This window comes from Streptomyces sp. f51 (genome assembly GCF_037940415.1).
Lineage (GTDB): Bacteria > Actinomycetota > Actinomycetes > Streptomycetales > Streptomycetaceae > Streptomyces.
Window position 1 is genome coordinate 2,973,072 of sequence record NZ_CP149798.1, and the last position, 23,990, is coordinate 2,997,061.

The following is a 23,990-nucleotide window of genomic DNA, read 5'->3' on the forward strand; positions in this document are numbered from 1 at the left end:
TGGTCGTCAGCGGTCTGCGGCGTCGGATTTGTCCACGCCGTCCCAGACGTTGGTGTACCAGGGGCGGTCGGCGGTGCTCCGTTGGGCGCGGGCCTGCTTCGCGGCGTCCGGGTCGATCACGACGTAGCCGGTCTCGCCCGGCATCACATAGTGCAGCCGCTGCCGGATCTGCTGCTCGGCGTACGCGTCGTCCTGCCAGCGCGCCTTGAGGTCGCGCAGCTGCTCGACCCGCTGCCTGGCTTGCTCCCGCTGCCGCTCCAGATCGCCGATCTGGGCCCGCTGGGAGACGTACTGCCGCATCGGGTACGCGAGGGCGACGATCAGGGTGCACAGGACCATGGCGAGGAGCGCGGCCCGGCCGGTGAGCCGGGAGCGGCGCGCCTGCCGCTTGGTCTGGGAGCGGTAGACCCTGGCCGCCGTCTGCTCGCCGAGCAGCTTCAGCCTGGTCGAGGTGGAGAACCGGTCCCGGTCCTTCACGGCCATGAGTCCCGCCTCCCCGCTGCCGGCCCGCGGTGGGGGCCCGTCACGTGCGTACGTCCCCGCACACGGTACGGGACCGGGTACGGGGACGTACGGAGGGCGCGGGACGAGCCGTGCGGCTCAGCCCTAGAAGGCCGTGCTCGCTCAGCCCTTGAAGCGGGGGAACGCCGAGCGGCCCGCGTACACCGCGGCGTCGTCGAGGATCTCCTCGATGCGCAGCAGCTGGTTGTACTTGGCGACGCGGTCCGAGCGGGCCGGGGCGCCGGTCTTGATCTGACCGCAGTTCACGGCGACCGCGAGGTCGGCGATGGTGACGTCCTCGGTCTCGCCGGAACGGTGGGACATCATGCACTTGAAGCCGTTGCGCTGGGCCAGCTCGACGGCGTCCAGGGTCTCGGTCAGCGAACCGATCTGGTTGACCTTGACGAGCAGGGCGTTGGCGGAGCCCTCCTCGATGCCGCGGGCCAGACGCTCCGGGTTGGTGACGAAGAGGTCGTCGCCGACGATCTGGACCTTGTCGCCCAGCTTGTCGGTGATGACCTTCCAGCCGGCCCAGTCGTCCTCGTACAGCGGGTCCTCGATGGAGACGAGCGGGTACGCGGAGACGAGCTCCTCGTAGTACTCGGTCATCTCGGCGGCCGAGCGGGACTTGCCCTCGAACTCGTACTTGCCGTCCTTGTAGAACTCGGACGCGGCGACGTCGAGGGCGAGCGCGATCTGCTCGCCGGGGACGTAGCCGGCCTGCTTGATGGCCTCGACGATGAGGTCGAGGGCGGCGCGGTTGGACTCCAGGTTCGGGGCGAAGCCGCCCTCGTCGCCGAGTCCGGTGGACAGGCCCTTGGTCTTCAGCACCTTCTTGAGGGTGTGGTAGACCTCGGCGCCCCAGCGCAGGGCCTCGGAGAAGGACTCCGCGCCGATCGGGGCGATCATGAACTCCTGGATGTCCACGTTGGAGTCGGCGTGCGAGCCGCCGTTCAGGATGTTCATCATCGGAACGGGCAGCAGGTGCGCGTTCGGGCCGCCCAGGTAGCGGAAGAGCGGCAGGTCGGACGCCTCGGAGGCGGCGTGCGCGACGGCCAGCGAGACGCCGAGGATGGCGTTGGCGCCGAGCGAGCCCTTGTTGTCGGTGGCGTCGAGGTCGAACATCGCCTGGTCGATCAGGCGCTGCTCGGTGGCGTCGTAGCCGACGAGCTCCGGGCCGATCTGCTCGATGACGGCGAGGACGGCCTTCTCGACACCCTTGCCCTGGTAGCGGTTGGGGTCACCGTCGCGAAGCTCGATGGCCTCGAACGCTCCGGTGGAAGCGCCGGACGGAACGGCGGCACGACCCGTGCTGCCGTCGTCGAGGCCGACCTCGACCTCGACCGTGGGGTTGCCTCGGGAGTCCAGGATTTCCCGGGCTACGACGACGTCGATGGACGGCACGAGCATCTCCTTATGGGATGTGACGCGGGTACGCGGAGCTTGGCAGCCCCGCGGGATGAGCCTAACCGGCTCACGGGGATCGGCCAGCGATCGACCACCCCTTGAGCGGAACTGAGCGTACATATTGTTCCTGAACGGAACAAAAAAAGACATAAAAAACCCCGCTCCGGTGCGTGCGGGGGAACACGCGCCGGAGCGGGGAGCCCGTGGGGACGGGGAACCTCGGAGGTCTCCGTGCGGGGGCCTCACGAGGGAGCTTTCGCTCGCGCGGGCGGTGCGGCGCCGGTCCACGGCCTCCCTCCGCCGAAGGAGGCCGGTCGGCCGGCGTGCCGCACTGCTCAGTGGAGGTGCAGCTGCTGGCCCGGGTAGATGACGTCGGCGTCGGCGACGATGTCCTTGTTCAGCTTGAACAGCTTCTGCCAGCCGCCCTTGACGTGCTTCTTCTCGGCGATCGAGCTCAGGGTGTCGCCCTTGACGACCTTGTACTCGCCGTCACCCTTCTTGACCTTCTTGCCGGTCGGCGTGGTGACGGTCTTCTGGGCGGCGGGGCGCTCCGCGGAACGGGAGGCGGGCTGCTCCGTCGTACGGGTGGCGGGGGCGCTCTGCGAGGCGCTCGACGAGGAGGGCGCGGACGGGGCCGCCGGGGCCGAGCCGCCGCCGTACGGGGTGCTCGACAGACCGGTGCCGCAGGTCGGCCAGGCGCCCTTGCCCTGCGCGGCCAGGACCTTCTCGCCGATGGCGATCTGCTGCGACTTCGAGGCCTGGTCGGCGCTCGAGGCGTAGGCGGTGCCGCCGTACGCGGCCCAGGTGGAGGAGGAGAACTGAAGGCCGCCGTAGTAACCGTTGCCGGTGTTGATCGACCAGTTGCCGCCGGACTCGCACTGGGCGACGGCGTCCCACTCGGAGGCGGTGGCGGCGGAGGCGCTGCCGGCCGCCATCAGCGGGGCGGCGATGGCGACACCGGTGACACCGGCGAGAGCGGCGACGCGGGTGGCCTTGTTCGGGCGGCGGTGCTTGCCCTTGCTGGAGAACAGCATGGAGAGATCCCCTCACCGACGCCTGCGAGGTGAGCTGTCGGGTTCGGGCCGAATGAGTTGCCCGGCCACGTGCCTCGGATCCCGTCTCCAGGACATCCGGCACGCGGCTTCACCCCAAGCCGATCCCGGACGTCTCTCGACTCCCGGGCCCGGCACTTACCTTGGGTCCCCCGCTCCTGCCTACGGCGCATGACGCGACGACTGTTCCCGTACGGCCGTTGGCAGGATTCGGCGTTGCGACCGTCGGGGCCCGCTGTGGCGAGCGGTCACGACCGTAAGCAGTCGATCGGCGGAAATTCAAAGACGATCAGGGCTTCTGAGACCCATCTCTCACTTGCACCAAATGGGACATTCCGCAGCGAACCGTGACGCGAACTCCCGCTACTGCTGGGCCGTTTCGGCGACGACGGCAATGCTCCGACCAGGGACGACGAGGCCGGGACCACTGTCGGCGGCCGACGTGTCGGCGGCGGCCAGCTTGTCCCAGTCGGTACCGAGGCCGAGGTCGTCGGAACCGTCCCAGATGCTGCCCAAGACCTGTGCGGCGTACGAGGCGTCGGCGGTGTCGCTCCCGGCGCTCGCCGCGTGCCGTCCGGCGGAGCCGTCGGCGGCGTCGCCGGCCGTGTTCTCGGAGGCCTCGCCGCGGTGCCGTCCGGTACCGCTGCCCGGGGTGGCGGAGGCGCTCGAAGAGGCTTTCTTCTGGACCGACTTGGACGAATCAGCCGATTTGTCGGTCTTGTCCGCCGTCGCGTCCGCGGTGCCGGAGGTCTGCGAGGCGCTGGGCGCCGGGGTGCTGTCGGCCGAGGCCGAGGAGCCGCCCGAACCGGACGCGTCACTCGAAGCGGACGAACTGGGCGTAGTCGACAAACCGGAGGAAACATAGGAACTGGAGTCGTCGCCGCCCGACGAGTCGCCGGCCACGCCCGTGTCGACGCTGATCTCGCCCGAGCCCTTGCTGAGCCCGGAGAGCGGACCACAGGTCGGCCACGCCTTGAGACCCTGGTCGGCGAGCACCTTCTCGGCGACGGCTATCTGCTGCGAGCGGCTGGCCTGGTCGGCGGTCGGGGCGTAGTCGAGGCCGCCGTGCGCCTCCCAGTTGTCCTGGTCGAGCTGAAGGCCGCCGTAGTAGCCGTTGCCCTGGTTGGCGCTCCACGCGCCACCGCTCTCGCACTGCGCCACCCGGTCCCAGGTGGTTCCGTCGGCGGCGCTCGCGCTCGCCGCGGCGAGCAGCGGGATGGCGATCGCCGATCCGGTCACCCCCGCGGCGACGATGAGCGCGGGAGCCTGACGAGGGCGACGGTGACGGCCGTTCCCGGAGAGCATGCGGAAGCCTTTCGCGTGACAGCGGGGAGCAGCGCGGCTCCCGTCAATCCGGAAGCATGGGTGCCGCGTTGATGGGTGAACGTAGCCGCAGTCGATCGCTGGTTACAAGTCGATGCAGTACAGATCACGCGAAGATCACAGATTTGATGGACCGTCATGTTCCGGTAGCCGTGGGAGCGCTCTTTCCGGTATGCGGAAGGATCACTTCAGCAGGGGTGACGAAGGGTCGGCGATGGGCCGATCAAGGCCTATTTGACCGGGGTGAACTCCACCGGAAGCGTGCGCAATCCCCGCATAATGAGCCCTCCGCGCCAGCGCAAATCGGCCGATTCTCCGGCGAGTTGGATGTCGGGAAGCCGGCTGAGGAGCGTTCCGAGCGCGGCCTGCCCCTCCAGCCTGGCGAGCGGCGCGCCCAGGCAGTAGTGGATGCCGTGGCCGTAGCCCAAGTGCTGAAGGTCACGTCGTGAGAGATCGAGCGTGTCCGGATCCTCGAAGCGTTCGGGGTCACGGTCCGCCGCCGCGAGGACCACGAGCACGGGGTCGCCGGCCGCGATGTCCTGTCCGCCGATCCGCACGTCCTCGGTCGCGAACCGCCAGGTGGCCAGTTCCACGGGCCCGTCGTAGCGCAGGAGTTCCTCCACACCCGTCTCCAGCAGCCCGCTCTCCCCGGCCGCGAGGGAGGTCTGGAGCCGCTCCCGCTGCCCGGGGTGGGTCAGCAGGGCGTGCATCCCGTTCCCGATGAGGTTGACCGTCGTCTCGAACCCGGCGAAGAGCAGGATGAAGGCCATCGCGGCGGCCTCGTTCTCGGTGAGGTGCTCACCGTGGTCGGAGGCGCGGATGAGCCCGGAGATGAGGTCCTCGCCCGGCTCGGGCTCCGCCGTCAGTGCCTCGCGCTTGCGGTGGATGAGCTCGGCGAGATAGCCGCGCATCTTCTTCACGGACCGGGCGACCCCGCCCCGCGGCCCGCCGCCGTGCCGGATCATCATGCCCGCCCAGTCCCGGAAGTCGTCCTGGTCCTCGCGCGGGACGCCGAGCAGGTCGCAGATGGCGTAGATGGGGAGCGGGAAGGCGAACTCGTGGATGAGGTCGGCGGAACCCCGGGCCGCGAACCCGTCGATGAGCTGATCCGTCAACTCCTGCACCCGCGGGGCGAACTCGGCCACGCGCCGGGGTGTGAACGCCTTGCTGACGAGCCGCCGCAGCCGGGTGTGGTCCGGCGGGTCGATGTTCAGCAGATGCGTCATCAGCTCGGCCTTGCGCTCCCCGGGGATCCCGGTCCGGCCCTTCGCGTGCTCGGGCTCGTCGTGGTGCGCGGGGTTCTTGGACAGCCGCTGGTCGGCGAGGGTCTGCTTGGCGTCGGCGTACCGCGTGACGAGCCATGCCTCCACGCCACTGGGCAGCCGGGTGCGGTGCACGGGCGCGTGCTCCCTGAGCCAGGCGTACGCCGGGTAGGGGTCGGTGGCGAACTCCCAGGTGAAGAGTTCGGGGGCGGCGCTGGAGGTGGCTTCGTGCTCGGTCACTCCCCGACGGTATCCGCAGCGGCCGACGGCCTCCCGCCCGCCCGCTTCCGGGACACCCCGGGCACACCCACCGGATCGCGACCTCGGCCCCGGCCCCGGCCCCGGCCCGACGGTCGCCTGCCCGGCTCACCGCCGTCCCGGCCACCGGCCTCGCGGTCGCCCCGCGCGCCGTGCCCACCACACCACGGCCGCCGTGCCTCGACACCCGCGTCGCCATGCCCACCGCACCACGACCGCCACACCCTCGGCACCCATGTCGCCGTGCCCGCCAAGACCCGGTCGCCGGGCTCGCCGGCCGCCGCGCTCACCGCCACCCCGGCCGGCGCGCCCGCGGTCGTCCTAGTCGTCGCCGTCGTCCTCGTGGTCCTCGGCGAAACCCTCGTCCCCCATGGTCTCCGTGTGGCCCTCCGCCGAGCGGATCGCGTCGCGGTACGTGCGTGCCGCCGCGCGCAGGGCCGCCTCGGGGTCGACGCCCTCGGCCTCGGCCCGTACGGCCATCGCCAGCAGTTCGTACCCCACGCCCTCCCCGGCGGGCAGCGGGACGTCGAGTCCCGCCGTGCGCGCCCGGGACGACAGCTTGGCCGACAGGGCCAGGCCCGGCTGGCCGAGCGGGACGCCCTGGGTCACGGAGGTGCGCCGCTTCTCCTCGGCCTTGGTCCGCAGCCAGTGCTCCTTGACCTCCTCGGGCGTGGTGGCCGTCTCGTCCCCGAAGACATGGGGGTGGCGGTGGATCAGCTTGGCGACGATCCCCCCGGCCACGTCGTCGATCGAGAACGGGGCCTCCGGGTCGTCCTCGGCGATCCGGGAGTGGAAGACGACCTGGAGCAGCACGTCACCCAGTTCCTCGCGCAGTTCGTCCCGGTCACCCTCCTCGATGGCCTCGACGAGTTCGTACGCCTCCTCCAGGCCGTACTTCGCCAGGCCCTCGTGCGTCTGGCGGGACGACCAGGGGCACTCGGCGCGGATGCGGTCCATCACCTGGACGAGGTCGAGCAGCCGGGCACCCGGCAGGTCGTACGAGGCGGGCAGCAGTTCCAGGTCGGGCATCCGTATGCGGCCGGAGCCCGCGAGACGGGCCAGACCGTCGGTGAGCCGGGCATCGCCCTCGCCGGTGGCGACGACGACCACCGTGCGCCCGCCTTCGCACGCGTCGACCAGCTCCCGCGCGGTCGGGGACTCCGTGTCGACGCCGACGCCGGCCTCGCGAAGATAGGGCACCTGCGGGTGCGCGCCGTCCGAGCACAGCACCCGGTCGGCGGCGTGCAGCGCCTGCCATGCCTGCCAGGACAGCAGGCCCGGCGCGACCCGGTGGCTGGTGGTGAGCAGGACGATCCGGCCGGGACCGCCGTCGCCCGCCTCCTCGGCGATCGCGTCGGCGGTGGTGTCGCCCGCCGCGGTCACGGCGGCCGCGGACGCGCTCTCCGCGGTCGGGCCGGCCGCACTCCACTGACCGCCCTGAGCGGCCCCCGTCGGTTCACTGGTTGCGTTCACCCCTCGAACGTAACCCACGCCGCCGACACCCCCGGAGTTGTCCACAGGCTGGGGGGCGCCGCCGGTCCGTCGCCCCCCGGCGGGCTAGGCGGGCTGCTGCGGGGCCGCCGCGGAGACCTCGCGCAGCCACGGCGTCCTGGCGTCGACCCGGCTGCTCTTCTGGACGTCCCAGGCGCCGTAGCGCGGGTTCAGGTCGACCCGCAGCTGCTGGGAGGCGGAGGACATGGCCTTCCAGAAGGCGGCCTTGCCGGCGGTGGTGTTCATGTCGACGCCGAGCGCGGCGGCGAGCTTGCGGGCCTCGATCTCCGTACGGAGGCTGTCGTCGAGGCGCTTGGGAGCCACGCCGTAGTTCGACAGCCAGGCCGTCTCCAAAGCCTTCGAGCCGCCCGCCTGCTGTTCCAGGGCCGCGCGCATCTGCTGGGAGTCCTTGCGGGTGACGGTCACACCGGCGTTCCTGGCCGCCCGGTCGAGGACCCGGTCCAGCACCATGCCGTGCAGGGTGTCGCGGGTCAGGCTCGCGGTGCTCGCGACGACCTGCGCGTACTGGGCGTCGTCCTTGCTGGCGGCCCGCTGCGCCGAGCGCACCTCGCCGACCCGGCTCTCCAGCTGCGAGACGGTGATCCGGGTGTCGCCGACAACGGCCGCCGCGCCCGGATGGGCGGTGCTGCCACAGCCGGTGAGCAAGGGGGCCGCGGCGACGATCGCGGCGGAGAGGACGAGCGCGGTGCGACGGCGGCGGTGCAAGGAAGCCTCCCGAGGAGATTGTGCGACGGTGCACAAAGTCTTGCGGTGATCGATGGTAGGCAGTGGCCCGCCTCTCGGCCAGCCATTCGACCAACGATTCACGACGACTTCGGGCACCGCCGGGACTTCCCCGCCTCGGGGAACGGCCGTTGTCCGCCCGTACGGGTGACGGCGGGCCGACCGGTCGCCCGATCGCCCCGCCGCCGCGGTCCCCCGAGTGGTCGTCCCCCGCGTCAGCCGGTGATGGCGACCGGCGCGTCCCAGGCGTCGCGGTCCACGGTGATCGTGACCCCGCCGATGGTCTCCTTGCTGTTGACCATGTACTGGTGGGCACGGCTGTGGTCCGTGAACTGGGTGGAACCCCAAGGCCAGTCGCTGGTGGTGGTGTTGGTCTTGTCCCACAGCGCGTACCAGAGGTTGCCCGGCAGGTCCGTCTTGTCGGCCGCGGTGGCGATCGCCTTGGCGCTGGAGCTGGTGAAGCCGTAGTACCCGGAGCGGTACGTCTTGGCGCGCAGGGCCTTGTCGAAGGAGCGCACATAGGTGAGCACGGCGTCGTTGCACGCCTTGTTCGTGATGTCGTACGACTCCATGTCGAGGTAGACCGGGCTGCCGGCCTTCATGCCGAGGGCGGAGGCCTTGGCGACCGCGTCCGCTCCGTCGGCCGCGCCGAGCGAGGCGGCGGTCGCGGCGGTGATCTTCTCGGGGCTGCTCCCTGTCTGGCAGGAGGGCTGGGCGCCGACGTAGAGCGGGACGAGCTTCCAGCCCATGGTGCTGACCGACTTGACCCAGGACGCGGTGAGGTTGGGCTGGTTGCACCCGCGGTTCTTGCCGCCGATGTACACGGCCGCGGCCCCGTAGAAACCGGTGTGCCAGGCCGTCATCGCGCTGAGCGAGGGCGCGGCGCAGGTGTCGAAGGCGCGGCCCGTGAAGGTCTTCTGGGCGGGCCAGGTCGTGGCCGCCATGGAGGTCTGCGCGGCGACACCGGCGCCGGCGACGACCGCGACCCCGGCCACTCCCCAGGTGACGTACCTGCGCTTGCGCGACTGACGATGCTCGGACAAGTGAACCTACCCCTGCTTGTTCGGTGGTACGGCCGGTCGCGCGATGACGGCGAACACAGCGCGCGAGGAGGCGCGCACGGCACGAAACAGGTCAACTTAACGGGCCACGCATGCCCGTTCGGAAACGAACGCCCCTGGAAAATCACAAGATCCCTTCAGGGCACGGCAAAATCTAGCCACGCACCTGCCCCAGCCATTGCAATGTCCGCCGGATCTCGGAGGCGAGCGGGTGTCCGGGGCCGTGCAGCCGCTCCACGTCGTGCAGCAGCCGGGCCAGCGTGTCGCCGGCCGCGCCGCGGTCGCCGAGCGCCAGCAGCAGATGCCCGATACGGCGGCGGACGTCGAAGGCGAGTTCCGGGTCGGCGCCCGCGTACCGGTTCTCGTAGTACGGCAGCAGCGCGCGGTACTCGGCGAGCGCCTCCGCCGGTTCGCCCAACTGCTCCAGGCACTGGGCGGATTCGTAGCGATGACGCAGGGACTGGGGATCGGCCAGGCCCGCCTCGGCGGCGCGTTCGTCGGCGAGGCGGCGCAGTTCGGGCAGCGCGCGCCGGTACTGGCCGTCGTCCATGAGCGTGGCCGCGTACTGCCTGCGCAGGGTGCGTACCACCGGGGAGCGCTCGCCGTGCTGCCGCGCGGCGGTGGGCAGGATCGCGCCGAGGATGTCGACGGCCTGGGTGATGCGGCCCTCGCCCAGAAGACGCTTCACCTCGTCGACGGCGTCGGCGACATCGGGCCGGTCGGCCTCCCGCACGGCGGGGGCGGGCCGGGGCGCGGGCGTGCGCGCACGGTCCGGCCAGGGGGCGTGCGGGCGCAGGAACGGGCGCGTTGGGTCGAGTGGAGCCCCGGTGGGGGTCCCGCGCGCGGGCAGGAGCGGCGCCAGCTGCTCGTACACCTCCTGCGCCGAGGCGGGCCGGTGCTGCGGGTCCTTCGCCAGCAGCCGCAGCACCAGGCTCTCCAGCGCCTCGGGGACCTCGGGGCGCAGCCGGCGGACGGGCAGCGGCGGCTCGTACAGATGGCGGTGCAGCACACCGAGCGCCGTCGAGCCCGTGAACGGCACCTCGCCGCTGAGGAGTTCGTGGATCAGCACACCGAGCGCGTACAGGTCGGTGTACGGGCCGACCGCGCCGCCCATGGCCTGCTCGGGCGCCATGTAGGCGGGTGAGCCGATGGGGGAGCCGGTGTGGGTGAGGCGGGTGGTGTCGCTGTCCATGACGGAGGCGACGCCGAGATCGAGGACGGTCACCGTGCCGTCCTGCTTCACCATCACATTGCGCGGCTTGAGGTCACGGTGGACGATCGGCACGGCGTGCACGGCGCTCAGTACGGCGCACAGCTGCGCGGCGACCGCGACCGCCCACCGCCACGGGTAGGGGTCGTGCTCGGCGAGGTGGTCGGAGAGGTCGGCGCCGTCCACGTACTGCATGACGAGGAACAGCTCCTCGCCCTCGCTGCCCGCGTCGTGCACGGTGACCAGGCCGGGATGGTCGACCTGGGCGGTCACCCGGCACTCGCGCGCGAAGCGGCGGCGCAGTTCGTCGGCCTCCTGGCCCACGACCTTGTCGGGGCGCAGCAGCTTCACCGCGACGCGCCGGTCGAGCCGCTGGTCGTAGGCCGTCCAGACCTGGCCCATGCCTCCCTGCCCGATGAGCGTGGCCAGTTCGTACCGGCCGGCGACGACGCGTGCGGCCGCGCTCACCGTCCGCCCTCGTGGTCGCCGTGCCCCTGACTCCCGTGCCTGCGCAGGTAGTCGCTGAGTTCGTCGAGCTCGGCACGCACCTGGTCGATACGGGCGGGCGCGGGACGCTGCGGCGGCGGGGGCTGGGGAACGGGTGTGCCCGGCACGTACGGCCCCGGCACGTACGGCCCCGGTACGGGAGGCTGCGGTGCGGGAGGCTGCGGTGCGGGCGGGTCCTGGTACGGCGGCGCGGGCTGCGGATGGCCGTACGGCTCGCGGACGGTCTGCGCGTAGGGCGAGGCGTAGCCCGTGAACCGCCGCTCCACGGCGTGGAATCGGATGTCGCTGACCAGGTAGTACGCGACGCTGCCGGCGCCGACGGTCAGGGCCACGGCCAGCGCGACATCGCCCCTTGAGTCGCTCTCGGGCACCGTGCCGACGATCATGAGCGCGCCGATGGTCACCGGCAGCGACAGCCAGGCCGCCGCCCAGTCGAACCACCGTCCGCGCTGGAGCGCGACCCGGAACAGCGGGACGCAGGCGAGCAGTCCGCACGACAGGATCGCCGCGGCGGCGAACAGCACGCGCAGGGTGATGACGGTTCCCGCACTACGGGTGGGTGGCGCCCCGTCGTGGCCGTACATGACTGCTCCCGGGCCTGGGTCCGATGTCGGAGTTCGAGCGTATAGGCCGACACGGAGGACCGGTCCCGGGTTGTACGGAACCGTTGTCGCGCTGATCACTTCGTACGACGCCGCAGGTGACGTGTGGGGACGGACCCTCGGCAGCCGGGCGCGCGGGCGGAGCGCGCGGGGGCCTCAGCCCGGGGGCACCGTCCCGTCCGTCAGCCCGTCGTACATGCCCCGTACGAGCTGGTCCCCCAGTCGGCCCGCGTGCCGGAGCGCCCTCTCGAACTCGTCGAGCGCGCGGAACCGGGCGCCGTAGCGCCGCTGTTCGTCCAGCGGGAGCCGGGGCAGCTGAAGCCGGCGCACGTCGAGCCGGGTGGCGGTGGACGCGTAGCTGCTGGCCTGGCGGTTGTTGGCGGTGCCCCGCAGGAACCCGGCGAGGAACCACGGGTCGAGCGCCGCGGGATCGGGGTGCAGGAGCACGAGGTTGCGCCCCAGGACGGCGCCCGCCGTGGCGGGGTCGACCACCCGGACCACCGAGCCGCCGCCGAGCACCGGCACGACCACGTCGCCCGCCTCCGTCAGCACGGCTTCCTCGTCGCTCTCGGGCAGCGTCCCCGAGGGGCCGGTGCCGGCGAGCACGTCGTGGTCGGTGAGGACGGGCCCCCGCGCGTGACCGCCGTACCCGCCCGTACGCATCACCAGGGCGCTCCCGCGGGCGAGTTCACCGACCGTGGTCAGCGGCCAGCGGGCGGGCGGCGCGGTCACGGCGGGGGGCGGGGTGAGGCCCGCGGTCAGGCGCAGGGTCGCGTCGAGGCAGTCGCGGACGGCCGCGAGCTGTTCGGCGCCGTCGGCCGCCGCCGGGGGCGGGAGATGACGGGCCGGGGCGAGGTCGACGTCGTCGTCGAGGAGTTCGATGACGGGGACCGAGCGCGCCAGACCGGGCCGCTCCTGGAGGGTGCCGTCCCGGTCGTGGGCCCGCCAGGCGTCGAGCACGACGTCCCTGACGGCCTGCCAGTCGGGACCGCCCCGCCCCTCGCCGGTGAACTGCCCGGCGTCGGCGAGCAGCACCTCGGGCCGGCCGGGCGCCTGCTCGGGCCGGCGCAGCACCCACAGGTGCAGCGGGATGTTGTACGGGGCCGCCGCCCCGACCGGCAGGGCGACGACGGCCCGCAGCGCGCCTCGGCGCAGCAGGTCGGCGCGGATCCGGCGGCCGGAACGGCGGGAGGCCGTGGCGGGCGGCATGAGCAGGACGGCGGTGCCGCCGTCGCGCAGCCGGGCCAGCGCGTGCTGCACCCAGGCCAGCTCGGACTCGGCGCGGGCCGGGAAGCCGTACTCCCAACGGGGGTCGTAGGCCAGTTCGTCATGACCCCAGTTGCGTTCGTTGAACGGGGGGTGGCACAGGACGGTGTCGGCGCGCAGCCACGGGAAGCCGTCGTCACGCAGGCTGTCGCCGACGGCCGCGCGCACGGGGGCCCGTCCGTGCAGGGCGAGCCTGAGGGCGGTGAGCACGGCGAGTTCGGGGGCGCTGTCCTGGACGTACAGCTCCTGTCCCGGGCGGATGTCGAGGGCGCGCGGCAGGGCGCCGGTGCCGCAGGCCGGGTCGAGGACGATCCGGGCGGGACCGGCGAGGTCGGCCATGAGGCGGGCCAGCTCGGTGGGGGTGGGCGTGTACTGGCGCGGGTTGGCGTCGAGGTGCCGGCCGAGCAGGAACTCGAAGGTCTGGCGGGCGCCCAGCTCCGCGGCGAGTTCGGCCACTCCGCGCAGGAGGGGGGTGGAGGGGAACAGCTGGGGACCTGTGGGGACGGGCACCAGGGGCGTGGTTGTGGGCGTGGCGCTGAGGGCAGCTGAGGTGTGCGGGGCGGCTGGGGTGTGCGGGGCAGCTGAGGTGTGCGGGGCGGCCGATTTTCCTGAAACGGTGTCCGGAGTGTTCACAGTCACCGGTCGGTTCACAGTCGGCGTCGTCTCCGTGCCCGCCCCGGCGTGAACACCGTCTTCACCCTGCGCCCAGGCGAACCGGGGTGCGGCCACCTGCTCCAGCGCGGCCGGCAGCAGCGCGGCGAGACGCTCGTCGGAACCGGCGCTCGCCTCCAGCCAGACCGTCGGCCGGTCATGGACGAGCAGCAGCGCGAAGCCGGCATGGGTGAGCGCGGTGGCCGGGCCCTCGGGGTGTCCCGCGAGTTGCTGCCACACGCGTTCACGCAACGGCACTTCGGCGAGTTTCCCCTGGTGGCGCAGCCAGGCCTCGACCTCGGCGAGCGCGAACGACGGGCTGGTCTCCGTACCACCGACGGGCTTGGGGAAGTCGGCGTGGCGGCGGCGCCAGTTGCTCACGGCCGCGCGGCCGACGCCGGCCAGTCGCGCGATTCCGGCGGCAGTCACTTCGGTCGCGTTGTCCTGCACCCGTTCCGCTCCCCTCGTTGCGAATCGTCCCCCGTGCGATGTCGAGCATACCGACGGGGCCAAGATCTACCCGTTCACAGTGTGCACACAAGAGATTGCGTGAACCGTGTTGACTCGATTCACAGCCTCTGGTGTCATTGACCCAGCGAACGAGCGGTTGCCGGGGAGGCGTCCGCCGGGGGGAGGGAGCAGTCGTGGGCATGAAAGGCAGAGCCGCGCTGAGTGCCACGGTGGGCCTCGTGGTCATCGGTGTCGTCTCGGCGAACGCCGGCACCCACGGCCACGGTCTCGGCCACCCGGGAGGCGCCGACAAGAGCTCGGTGCCCTCGTCCCCAGGGCCCCGCGCCGGGCAGCACACCGGTTCGGCCGGTACGGACGGGAAGACCCGCTGACCCGTCACCGCCCACCGCACCCACCCCGCCCGTCCCGCAGCACGGGCGCCGCACGCACCGCACCTCGCACCACCCCAGACCTCACGCACCACAAGGCACCGCACCGCACCGCACCGCTTCGACTCTGTCCGGCCCGTCGCGCGTTCAGAGTCCCGCAACCGAACTCCCCCGCCCGGACGGACACTCGACCCGTTCCGGCCCCACCTTCGAAGGACAGATTCCGATGCGTCATCCCTCCCGCGCGGCCAAGGCAGTGCTCATCGCCGCCGCCCTCCCGCTCGCCCTGACGGCCTGCTCCTCCGGGACCGGCACCTCGTCCTCCTCCGCCACCGCGGCCAAGCCGTCCAAGGACCCCAACGCCGGTCTGCTCACCGGCGCGCGGCTCAAGAAGACGCTGGCGCCCGCCTCCTTCTTCGCCGCCGGTTTCGCGGTCGACCCGAAGGGCGAGCGGGACTCCGGCACCATGTACACGGCGCCGAGCTCCGCCCCCGCGGCGAAGCCGGACTGCACCCTTCTCGGCGGCACCAGCTGGATATCGATCACCGGCGACGCGGGAGTCTCCTTCGCCCAGAACGACTACGTCAGCAAGAACACGTCCGAGGACATCGCCCAGGAGGTCGACACCTTCCGCGGCACGACCTCGGCGACGGTGATGGCGAACCTGAAGAAGGCCGTCGCCGCCTGCGCGAGCTACACCGACTCGGACACGCACACCAAGGTGAAGGTCACCGGCGCCGACACCGCGGGTCTCGGCGACGCCGCGTACACGATCACGCTGACCAACAGCGCCTGGCAGAACGGCTCGACCCTGATCGCCGCACAGTCCGGAACGGACGTCGTCACGGTGATGTCCACCGACGGACACGACAACGGCGCGGCCACGGCGAAGAAGCTGACCGCCCGGATCGTGACCTCCCTGAAGGGCGAACACGCGCACGCGTGACGCACAGGATGGGAACATGGCGCCCCCGAGTGGTTTCTCGGGGGCCCGGGAATCCTCTCGGGGGGTTCGTGGGGTTTTCGGGGGTGTGATGGACAAGCGCTTGGAAGCCGGCTGGTTCCAGCGGCTGGTGTGGTCGGTTCTGGCGGTCGGATCGTTCGGCCTGCTGGTGTGGGTGCCGTTCCTGTACGTGGCGATCCGCCGGGGGCGGGGGTCCGACTGGGGCGCCTTCTTCGCGTTCGCGCTGTACGAGGTGGGGTCGCTGTCGCTGGCGAACGTCCCGGCGGACAGGGGAGACGGAGCCCTGGGCCTGATCGCCATCATCACGTTCGGCATGGCCATCTGGATGCTGATGTTCCCGCTGTTCGACAAGCCCACCCCGCGCAACGCCATGGCCGTCGGCGCGGGCCCCGCGCCCTGGCCGGCCCAGCAGGCGGGCAACCCCTACCTGCGCTGACCCCGGCGGCACATCGGGCATCGGCCTCGGGCACCCGCCGCGAGGCCGGCACCCGCCACGCGACCGGCGCCCGGATCCAGCGGACGGACCCTGCGTCAGGACCCGCCGGACGGACCCTGCGTCCGCATCCACCGGGCGGACCCGGCGTCAGGACCCGCCGGGCCGCGAGGCCGCCGGGTCCGCTGCTTCCCCCGATCTCATGGCCGCTCTGCGGGCCGCGTCCGTTGCCGGACGGGGTCGGTAGGGTCGGCGCACCCGATCAGTCGAGGAGCGCGCATGAGATCTCCGGCCGAGCTGGACGACGTCCGGTGGTCCGAGCTGACCCACGCCTACGGCCCCGCCGACGACGTACCCGAGCTGATCAGGGCGCTGTACGGCGACGACGAGGAGGCCGCGAGCGAGGCCGTCCACGAGTTCCACGGCAACATCTACCACCAGGGCACGATCTACGAGGCCTCGGCACCCGCGGTCCCCTTCCTCGCCCACGCCGCCCTGCACGCGCCGGGCAACCGCGAGGACCTGCTGATGCTGCTGGCCGTCCTCGCCGACCACGACACCGCAGCGGTCGGCTCCCCGCGCTGGTACGGCAGCGACATCGCCGCGATCTGCGCCGAACTCCGCGCGGTGCTCCCGGAACTGCTCCCCTGCCTCGGTGACCCCGAACGAGGGGTGCGCCGGGCCGCGCTCCGGACGGTCGCCTCCGTGGCCGACCTGCTCCCGGAGGAGACCCGGGCCCTGGCCGTCGGGCGGGTCGAGGCACTCTACGCCGGCGATCCCGTGCCCGCCGTACGGGCGGACGCGCTGGTCGTCCTGAACCTGTTCGGCCCGGTGCTGGAGCCCCTGGACAGTCCGCTGGCCGAGGTGCGGCTCGCCGCCGCCCAGCTGGCCGCCGAACGGAACGGTCCGCCGTACGCGCCCGAACTCGTGACGGTCTTCGCCGAGGACGGCGCCGATCCCGACCCGGGGGAGGACGAGTTCCCCTGGCCGGACACCAGCACACGGAAGGAGCGGCTCACCGGCCTGCTCACCCGGGAGCCGGACGCCGCCCTCACCGTGGCCGCCCGCTGGATCGCGGCCGGGGACACCGGCTCGCGCGGTTCCTGGCTGGCCGGAGGCGTCGCCGAGCGCTGGCGCGACCGCGAGCGCGAGGTCCTTGACCTGCTGCTGGCCGCGCTGGCCCACCAGGGCAGGCCCGCCTCCCTGCTCCGTACGATCGGCTACTGGGTCGAGCGACTGCCCGAGCCGGACGCGGCCCTGCGGGAGGCACTCCACGAGCGCGCCCGGGCCGACGGCGAGACGGCCGAACCCGCGCTCCTCGCGCTGGTGCGCTCCCGCGACCCGCGTGCCCTGGACCTGGTGCTCGACCGCCCCGGCGCCCGGCTGCTCGCGGCGGCGGCACGGCACTTCCCGGAAGCGGCCGACGGCTGATACCCGTGATCCGGCGCGAGCTGGCCGCGGGCGCCACCGGCAACGACGGCATCGCGCTGGTCCAGGCGCTGACCCCGTTCGGCACCGCGGCCCGGGCGGCCCAGCCCGAGCTGATCGACTGCCTCGGAACCCGCCGCGCGGCCATCGTCGCCGCCCGCCGGCTCGGCGCCAACGGCGTACGCACACCGGAGATCACCGACCTCCTGCTCGACGCCACGCGCGGCAGCGACCCCTCGCTGAGGGCGTCGGCGGCCGTGGCCCACCACCGGCTGACCGGTGACCCCGACACCGCGCTGCGCACCTACGAGACGCTGCTCTCCTCCCAGGGCCAGACCCACTGGTATCTGAGCGGCCTGGAACCGATGGGCCCGGCCGCCGCCCCGCTGCTCCCCCTCATCGAGCCCCTGCTGGAAGCCGGTCACGACTGGACCCGCACGGCGGCCGCCGAGGCCCACCACTGGATCACCGGCTCACCCGACCGCGCCGTCCCGGTCCTCGCCGCCGTGGCCGGCCCCACCCCGGTCGGCCTCAGCGCCCTCAGGGCCCTGGTCGCGACGGGCCGTTCCCCGAAGGACCTCCACCCCGCCCTCCACGCCTACATCGCCTCCCCGGAACGCCTGATCACCGACACCCCCCTGTCGGGCCAGGATCACGCGGACGACGAACTCCGCACACTGTCAAGGGTGTTGCTCGCGATGGGCTGACATCCGGGCTCCGCGACCGGCGAGGGTCACTTCGCGTGGAACCTCGCCGGTGCCTCCGTCGGGTTGCCGCCCGAGGGGAGCTTCTGGCCGGGGCAGCTCGCCAGGACCTTCTTCATGGCCGCCTTCTCGGCGCCGGTGACCCACAGCCCGTACTTCTTCTTCACGGCGACCTGCGCCGCGACATACGTGCAGCGGTACGCCTTGTTCGGCGGGAGCCAGGTCGCGGTGTCGCCGTCGCCCTTGCTGCGGTTGGCGCTCGCGCCGACGGCGCGGAGGTTGATTGGGTCGTTGGCCAGCGCTATCCGCTTGCGCGCGTCCCAGTACTTGGCGCCCGTCTGCCAGGCGTCCGAGAGCGCCACGAGGTGGTCGATGTCGACGAGGCTGCGCCCGCGGACGAACGTGACGTCCTGGCCGCCGTACGGGTCGGGCCGCAGGACCCCGCCGGAGACCCTGCACTTGCCGTCGCTGAACTTCACGTCCTCCAGGTCACGCTTGAGGATGTCGTCGCGGGTGTCGCACCGGTTCGCGTCGGTGTCGGCCCAGGCCGTGCCGAACCGCTCCCTGGTGTACCCGGTCTTGGGCGCGCGCCCCTTGACGGTCAGCGAGTCCGCCGCGCTGAGCGCAGCGCCGCCACCGCCGGCCGCGGTCTCCTGCGGCCCCGCCGAACCCAGGGCGTCCTTCTTGCATCCGCCGGCTCCGGCACCCATGACGAGCACCACCAGCGCGGCGGCCACCGCCCCACCCCTCAGACGCAGCACGGCGTCCCTCCCCTTCGCCTCCCCGGTCCGCCCCGATCGGGCGTGATTCCCGTCTGCCCAAGGTAGTGGCCCGCATTCCCCGGCCATACCAGGCATCGTTGGGCAAGTGGCGCACGCCGGGCGTATCGTCGGTCGTGAGTCACCCCGGAAGGAGCTCCGGATGGGCATCTTCGACAAGTTCAAGCACAACCGGACCGCCCAGGACAAAGCGTCGGACATGTCCGATGCCGCCGAGAAGCAGGTCAACAAGCGGACCGGCGACAAGTACGCGGACAAGGTCGACGACGCGCAGCAGAAGGCGGAAGGCGCGATGGGCATGGACCGCGACCGGCCCCCACAGCCGTAGCCGGAGCGATTCGGATTCGAGCACCATCCCCACCAGGCCCCACCACGGCATCCCCGCCGGGTGGGGTCGACTTCGTCGCGGCTCCCGACGCACGGCTCCCGACGCGCGGCGCTCGTGGCGGCCGTGGCGGCCCGCGCCACAGAACTTGGCACTGCCTAGATACGGCGTACGCTGCTGTCATGGATACCGGGAGCGCCACCGACCCGGCCCCGGCCACCCCCGGGAGCGCGACTCCCGCGCACCCCGGCGACCCGACGCCCGCCAACCCCGGGAGCCCGACTCCCGCACACCCCGGCGACCCGACGCCCGCCAACCCTGGGGGTCCAGCTCCCGCACACCCCGGCGACCCGGAGCGTCCGTACCACCACGGGGATCTGCGCCGCGCGATCCTCGGTGCCGCCCTCGACGTCATCGCCGCCGAGGGCCCCTCCGCGGTGAGCCTGCGCGATCTGGCCCGGCGCGCGGGCGTCTCGCACGCCGCCCCCGCGTACCACTTCAAGGACCGCGTCGGCCTGCTCACGGCCATCGCCGCCGAGGGCTTCGGCCTCCTCGCCACCGCGCTCGACGACACCGGGGACGCGCGCGAAGCGGGCGGGCGCTATGTGCGCTTCGCGCGGGAGCAGCCCGCCCACTTCCAGGTCATGTTCTCCCCGGAGCCGCTCCGCGAGGACGACCTGGAGCTGACGACGGCCCGGGCCCTCGCCGGCCGGCGGCTGCGGGACGCCGTCTCCGCGCTCCCCGCCGAGGGCCGCGGCACCGACGGCCACCTCGCCGGCATCGCGGTCTGGTCGCTCGCCCACGGCTTCGCCGCCCTGCTGATCGGCCACCAGCTGGACGGCCAGGTGGGCGCGGAGGACCCCGCCGAGGTCTTCGACTCCCTGACGGGCCTGCTGTTCCCCTCTCCGGAGCCCTGACCGACCCGCCCCGACCGACGCCCTGCCGCCCGCCCGAACCGGCGCGGGACCGCGTCCCACGCCGGACCGTGTTCAGCACCGGAACACATCCGACACCCGCCCCGCCCACCACACCCGGGCCACATCCAACCCCCGTCCCGCACCCGGCACCCGGCATGGTCCGCACCCGGCACCCGGTCCACCCCGGCCCGACACCCGCCCCGCCCACCACGCCCGGCACGGTCCGCACCGGGCACCCGGCACCCGGCACGATCCGCACCCGGCACCCGGTTCGCCCACGACACCCGGCACGGCCCGGCCCAGGTCGGGTCGGTCCGGGTCGGGTCGGTCCGGGTCGGGTCGGTCCGGGTCGGGTCGGTCCGGGTCGGGTCGGTCCGGGTGGGTCGGTCCGGGTGGGTCGGTCCGGGTGGGTCGGTCCGGGTGGGTCGGTCCGGGTGGGTCGGTCCGGGTGGGTCGGTCCGGGTGGGTCGGTCCGGGTGGGTCGGTCCGGGTGGGTCGGTCCGGGTGGGTCGGTCCGGGTGGGTCGGTCCGGGTGGGTCGGTCCGCGCCGGGCAGCGCCGGACCGGTCCGCACCGGACCGCGCCAGACCGGTCCGCACCGGACCGCACCGCGCCAGACCGCGCCGGACCGACACCGGACCGGACCGACACCGGACCGGTCCGGCACCGGCGCCGACCCGCACCCGGCACCGGTGCCCCGTCCGCCTAGGACCCCAGCACCGTGGCCAGGAACTCCCCCGTCCAGCCCAGCAGTTCGCGTCCCACCAGCGGCTTTCCGCCGACCCTCGCGGTCTTCGGGCGGGGGACGAGGATCTGGTGGGCCGTCGGCTTGATGACGGTCCCCGGGTAGAGCCGCTTCAGGCGCAGCTCCTGGGACTCCCTCAACTCCACCGGCGCGAAGCGGACGTTGTTGCCCTGGAGGACGATCTCGCCCACCCCGCAGGCCCGCGCGAGCATCCGCAGCCCGGCCACCAGCAGCAGGTTCTCCACCGGCTCCGGCAACTTGCCGTAGCGGTCGACGAGTTCCTCGCGTACGGCCCTGACGTCCTCCTCCGTGTTCGCGGAGGCGATGGACCGGTACGCCTGGAGGCGCAGCCGCTCGCCCGGCGCGTACTCGTGCGGGACGTGCGCGTCGACCGGGAGCTCGATCTTGACCTCCAGCGGCGGTTCCTCCTCCACACCGCCCTCCAGCGAGGCGCGGTAGTCCGCGACCGCCTCGCCCACCATGCGCACGTACAGGTCGAAGCCGACACCGGCGATGTGGCCCGACTGCTCGCCGCCGAGCAGATTGCCCGCGCCGCGGATCTCCAGGTCCTTCATGGCCACGTACATGCCCGCGCCCATCTCGGTGTGCTGGGCGATCGTGGCGAGGCGTTCGTGGGCCGTCTCCGTGAGGGGCTTCTCCGGCGGGTACAGGAAGTAGGCGTAGCCGCGTTCCCGGCCGCGTCCGACCCGGCCGCGCAGCTGGTGCAGCTGCGAGAGACCGAAGTTGTCGCCGCGCTCCACGATCAGCGTGTTGGCGTTCGAGATGTCGATGCCGGACTCGACGATCGTCGTGGACACCAGGACGTCGAACTTCTTCTCCCAGAAGTCGACGACCACCTGCTCCAGCGCCTGTTCCGACATCTGGCCGTGGGCCGTGGCGATCCGCGCCTCCGGGACGATCTCGCGGAGGCGGGCGGCCGCCCGATCGATGGACTCGACCCGGTTGTGGATGTAGAAGACCTGGCCCTCGCGCAGCAGTTCACGGCGGATGGCCGCGCCGATCTGCTTCTCCTCGTACGGGCCGACGAAGGTCAGCACCGGGTGCCGCTCCTCCGGCGGGGTGGTGATCGTGGACATCTCCCGGATGCCCGTCACCGCCATTTCGAGCGTACGGGGGATGGGGGTGGCGGACATCGTCAGGACGTCGACGTTGGCGCGGAGCTTCTTCAGCTGCTCCTTGTGCTCGACGCCGAAGCGCTGTTCCTCGTCGACGATGACCAGGCCGAGGTCCTTGAACTTCGTCTCCGAGGAGAACAGGCGGTGGGTGCCGATGACGAGGTCGACCGAGCCCTCGCGCAGCCCCTCCAGGACCGCCTTGGCCTCGGTCTCCGTCTGGAAGCGGGACAGGGCGCGGACGTTCACCGGGAACTGCGAGTAGCGCTCGGAGAAGGTGCCGAAGTGCTGCTGCACGAGCAGGGTCGTGGGCACCAGGACCGCGACCTGCTTGCCGTCCTGCACCGCCTTGAACGCGGCCCGCACCGCGATCTCCGTCTTGCCGTAGCCGACGTCGCCGCAGATCAGACGGTCCATCGGGACCGTCTTCTCCATGTCCTCCTTGACCTCGGCGATCGTCGTGAGCTGGTCGGGGGTCTCCGCGTACGGGAACGCGTCCTCCAGCTCGCGCTGCCAGGGCGTGTCGGCGCCGAACGCGTGGCCGGGGGCGGCCATGCGCGCCGAGTACAGCTTGATCAGGTCGGCGGCGATCTCCTTGACCGCCTTCTTGGCGCGCGCCTTGGTCTTGGTCCAGTCGGCGCCGCCGAGTCGGTGCAGCGTGGGGGCCTCGCCGCCGACGTACTTGGTGATCTGCTCCAGCTGGTCGGTGGGGATGTAGAGGCGGTCGCCGGGCTGGCCGCGTTTGGCGGGGGCGTACTCGACGACCAGGTACTCGCGGGTCGCGGACTGGACGGTGCGCTGCACCATCTCGATGTAGCGGCCCACACCGTGCTGTTCGTGCACGATGTAGTCGCCGGTCTCCAGGGTCAGCGGGTCGATCGTCTTGCGGCGGCGGGCCGGCATCCGGGCGCCGTCCTTGCCGGCCGCCTTCTGGCCGGAGAGGTCGGTCTCCGTCAGGACGGCGAGGCGCAGCGCCGGGTCGACGAAGCCGTAGTCGATGGAGCCGCAGGCCACGTGGACGACGGAGGGGCCGATGTCGGCGAGATCGGTGTCGAGGCGGGCGGCGATGCCCTCGCCGCCGAGCACCTCGACGGTGCGGGCCGCGGGGCCGTGCGCCTCGGTGACGTAGACCGTGTGCCAGCCCTCGGCCAGCCAGCCCTTGGTGTCGGCGAGCGCGCGGGCGGTGTCGCCGCGGTAGGTCTCGGGGGCGTGCATGCCCAGCTTGAGGGTGTCCCCCACCCCGCCGGCGAAGGAGTCCGTGAGTTCCCCGTCGGCGGCGAACGGCGAGACCGACCACCACATCATGTCCAGCTCGCGCGCCCGGTCCCGTACGTCCGCGATGGACCACAGGGAGGCCGCGCCGACGTCGATGGGTGCCTCGCCGCCCCCGGCCGTCGCCGCCCAGGACGCCTGGAGGAACTCCTGCGAGGTCGCGACCAGGTCGGAGGCCCGGGTCCTCACCCGCTCCGGGTCGCACACGATCGTCATGGAGCCCTCGGGCAGGACGTCGAGGAGCAGCTCCATGTCGTCGACGAGGACGGGGGCGAGCGACTCCATGCCCTCGACGGCGATGCCCTCGGCGATCTTGCCGAGGAGTTCGCCCAGCTCCGGGTGGGCCTCGGCGAGCGCCTCGGCCCGCGCCCGTACGTCCTCGGTGAGCAGCAGCTCGCGGCAGGGCGGCGCCCACAGGCCGTGTTCGGCGACCTCCAGCGAGCGCTGGTCCGCGATCTTGAAGTAGCGGATCTCCTCGACGTCGTCGCCCCAGAACTCCACCCGCAGCGGGTGCTCCTCGGTGGGCGGGAAGACGTCCAGGATGCCGCCGCGGACCGCGAACTCGCCCCGCTTCTCGACGAGTTCGACTCGGGAGTACGCGGCTGCCGCGAGCGCCTCGACGGTCTCGCCCAGGTCGGCGCTCACCCCGGTGCGCAGGATGACGGGCTCCAGGTCTCCGAGCCCCTTGACCTGCGGCTGGAGGACGGAACGGATGGGGGCCACGACGACGGAGACCGGGCCGGTCTCGGGGTCGTCGGGGCGCGGGTGGGCCAGGCGCCGCAGGACGGCGAGGCGCCGGCCGACGGTGTCGGAGCGGGGGGAGAGCCGCTCGTGCGGCAGCGTCTCCCACGAGGGGTACTCCGCGACGCCGTCCGGCGGGAGCAGGGAGCGCAGGGCGGCGGCCAGGTCCTCGGCCTCGCGGCCGGTGGCCGTGACCGCCAGGACCGTACGGCCGGTCTCGCGGGCGAGCGCGGCCACGGCGAACGGGCGTGCCGCCGGGGGGCCGACCAGGTCGACATGCCTCCGGTTGCCGTCGGCGGCGGCCTTCACCGCCTCCGTGAGGGCGGCGTCCTTGACGACGGCGTCGAGCAGACCGTGCAGGCTCATGAAGGGCTTC

20 protein-coding genes and 1 riboswitch are annotated in these 23,990 nt (G+C 72.6%); of the genes, 7 read left to right on the forward strand and 13 right to left on the reverse strand.

All coding sequences use genetic code 11. The annotated features are described in order from the left end of the window. Positions 1-6 precede the first annotated feature (6 nt). From WJM95_RS12990 to WJM95_RS13040, 11 genes are all read right to left on the reverse strand, one after another. Positions 7-483 carry a septum formation initiator family protein gene (locus tag WJM95_RS12990; protein WP_339129784.1) on the reverse strand — a complete coding sequence of 159 codons (477 nt, stop codon included), beginning with the start codon at positions 481-483 and terminating at the stop codon, positions 7-9. A gap of 141 nt (positions 484-624) precedes the next feature. Further along, entirely contained in the window at positions 625-1,911 is a 1,287-nt protein-coding gene (gene eno / locus WJM95_RS12995; protein WP_037628200.1) for a phosphopyruvate hydratase, read from the reverse strand. Between the two features lie 332 nt (positions 1,912-2,243). Next, positions 2,244-2,942: a transglycosylase family protein gene (locus WJM95_RS13000; protein ID WP_339129785.1), complete on the reverse strand. Its 699-nt coding sequence runs from the start codon at positions 2,940-2,942 to the stop codon at positions 2,244-2,246. A 4-nt stretch (positions 2,943-2,946) separates the two neighbouring features. Continuing rightward, positions 2,947-3,140, reverse strand: a riboswitch (cyclic di-AMP (ydaO/yuaA leader). 183 nt (positions 3,141-3,323) lie between these two features. Further along, positions 3,324-4,265 (reverse strand): transglycosylase family protein, encoded by a 942-nt coding sequence (locus WJM95_RS13005; protein WP_339129786.1) that lies wholly within the window; start codon positions 4,263-4,265, stop codon positions 3,324-3,326. 248 nt (positions 4,266-4,513) lie between these two features. Further along, positions 4,514-5,785 (reverse strand): cytochrome P450, encoded by a 1,272-nt coding sequence (locus WJM95_RS13010; RefSeq protein WP_339129788.1) that lies wholly within the window; start codon positions 5,783-5,785, stop codon positions 4,514-4,516. A 339-nt stretch (positions 5,786-6,124) separates the two neighbouring features. Next, positions 6,125-7,153, reverse strand: coding sequence for a nucleoside triphosphate pyrophosphohydrolase (locus WJM95_RS13015; protein ID WP_339135527.1), 1,029 nt, complete (start codon positions 7,151-7,153; stop codon positions 6,125-6,127). A 207-nt stretch (positions 7,154-7,360) separates the two neighbouring features. Further along, positions 7,361-8,020 carry a SurA N-terminal domain-containing protein gene (locus WJM95_RS13020; protein WP_339129790.1) on the reverse strand — a complete coding sequence of 220 codons (660 nt, stop codon included), beginning with the start codon at positions 8,018-8,020 and terminating at the stop codon, positions 7,361-7,363. Positions 8,021-8,253: 233 nt separating this feature from the next. Then, a complete protein-coding gene (locus WJM95_RS13025) occupies positions 8,254-9,081 on the reverse strand; it encodes a glycoside hydrolase domain-containing protein (RefSeq protein ID WP_339129792.1) in 828 nt (275 codons plus the stop codon). A 172-nt stretch (positions 9,082-9,253) separates the two neighbouring features. Further along, positions 9,254-10,738, reverse strand: coding sequence for a protein kinase (locus WJM95_RS13030; RefSeq protein ID WP_339135529.1), 1,485 nt, complete (start codon positions 10,736-10,738; stop codon positions 9,254-9,256). Between the two features lie 35 nt (positions 10,739-10,773). Next, complete coding sequence (locus WJM95_RS13035; RefSeq protein ID WP_339129794.1) at positions 10,774-11,400, reverse strand: hypothetical protein; 627 nt, start codon at positions 11,398-11,400, stop codon at positions 10,774-10,776. A gap of 174 nt (positions 11,401-11,574) precedes the next feature. Further along, positions 11,575-13,785, reverse strand: a complete 2,211-nt coding sequence (locus WJM95_RS13040) for an N-6 DNA methylase (protein WP_339129795.1) — start codon at positions 13,783-13,785, stop codon at positions 11,575-11,577. Positions 13,786-13,985: 200 nt separating this feature from the next. Here WJM95_RS13040 and WJM95_RS13045 point away from each other — a divergent pair, with 200 nt between their 5' ends. The 5 genes from WJM95_RS13045 (at position 13,986) to WJM95_RS13065 (ending at position 17,706) form a co-directional block, all read left to right on the forward strand. Next, positions 13,986-14,177: a hypothetical protein gene (locus WJM95_RS13045; RefSeq protein WP_339129796.1), complete on the forward strand. Its 192-nt coding sequence runs from the start codon at positions 13,986-13,988 to the stop codon at positions 14,175-14,177. Positions 14,178-14,400: 223 nt separating this feature from the next. Further along, positions 14,401-15,120 (forward strand): hypothetical protein, encoded by a 720-nt coding sequence (locus WJM95_RS13050; RefSeq protein ID WP_339129798.1) that lies wholly within the window; start codon positions 14,401-14,403, stop codon positions 15,118-15,120. 88 nt (positions 15,121-15,208) lie between these two features. Continuing rightward, positions 15,209-15,574: a hypothetical protein gene (locus tag WJM95_RS13055; protein WP_339129799.1), complete on the forward strand. Its 366-nt coding sequence runs from the start codon at positions 15,209-15,211 to the stop codon at positions 15,572-15,574. 276 nt (positions 15,575-15,850) lie between these two features. Further along, positions 15,851-17,002, forward strand: coding sequence for a hypothetical protein (locus tag WJM95_RS13060; RefSeq protein ID WP_339129801.1), 1,152 nt, complete (start codon positions 15,851-15,853; stop codon positions 17,000-17,002). A 5-nt stretch (positions 17,003-17,007) separates the two neighbouring features. Next, the gene (locus tag WJM95_RS13065; protein ID WP_339129803.1) at positions 17,008-17,706 is read left to right on the forward strand and encodes a hypothetical protein; all 699 of its coding nucleotides are present in this window, start codon (positions 17,008-17,010) and stop codon (positions 17,704-17,706) included. 26 nt (positions 17,707-17,732) lie between these two features. On the opposite strand, the gene WJM95_RS13070 is transcribed toward WJM95_RS13065, so the two are convergent. Then, on the reverse strand, positions 17,733-18,464 hold the full coding sequence (locus tag WJM95_RS13070; RefSeq protein ID WP_339129805.1) for an HNH endonuclease family protein: 732 nt from the start codon (positions 18,462-18,464) through the stop codon (positions 17,733-17,735). 160 nt (positions 18,465-18,624) lie between these two features. Between WJM95_RS13070 and WJM95_RS13075 the strand changes: the two genes are divergently transcribed. Then, positions 18,625-18,810: an antitoxin gene (locus tag WJM95_RS13075; RefSeq protein ID WP_339129806.1), complete on the forward strand. Its 186-nt coding sequence runs from the start codon at positions 18,625-18,627 to the stop codon at positions 18,808-18,810. Positions 18,811-19,184: 374 nt separating this feature from the next. Further along, complete coding sequence (locus tag WJM95_RS13080; protein WP_339135531.1) at positions 19,185-19,724, forward strand: TetR/AcrR family transcriptional regulator; 540 nt, start codon at positions 19,185-19,187, stop codon at positions 19,722-19,724. A gap of 704 nt (positions 19,725-20,428) precedes the next feature. Here WJM95_RS13080 and mfd read toward each other — a convergent pair. Beyond that, complete coding sequence (gene mfd / locus WJM95_RS13085) at positions 20,429-23,980, reverse strand: transcription-repair coupling factor (protein ID WP_339129807.1); 3,552 nt, start codon at positions 23,978-23,980, stop codon at positions 20,429-20,431. Positions 23,981-23,990 lie beyond the last annotated feature (10 nt).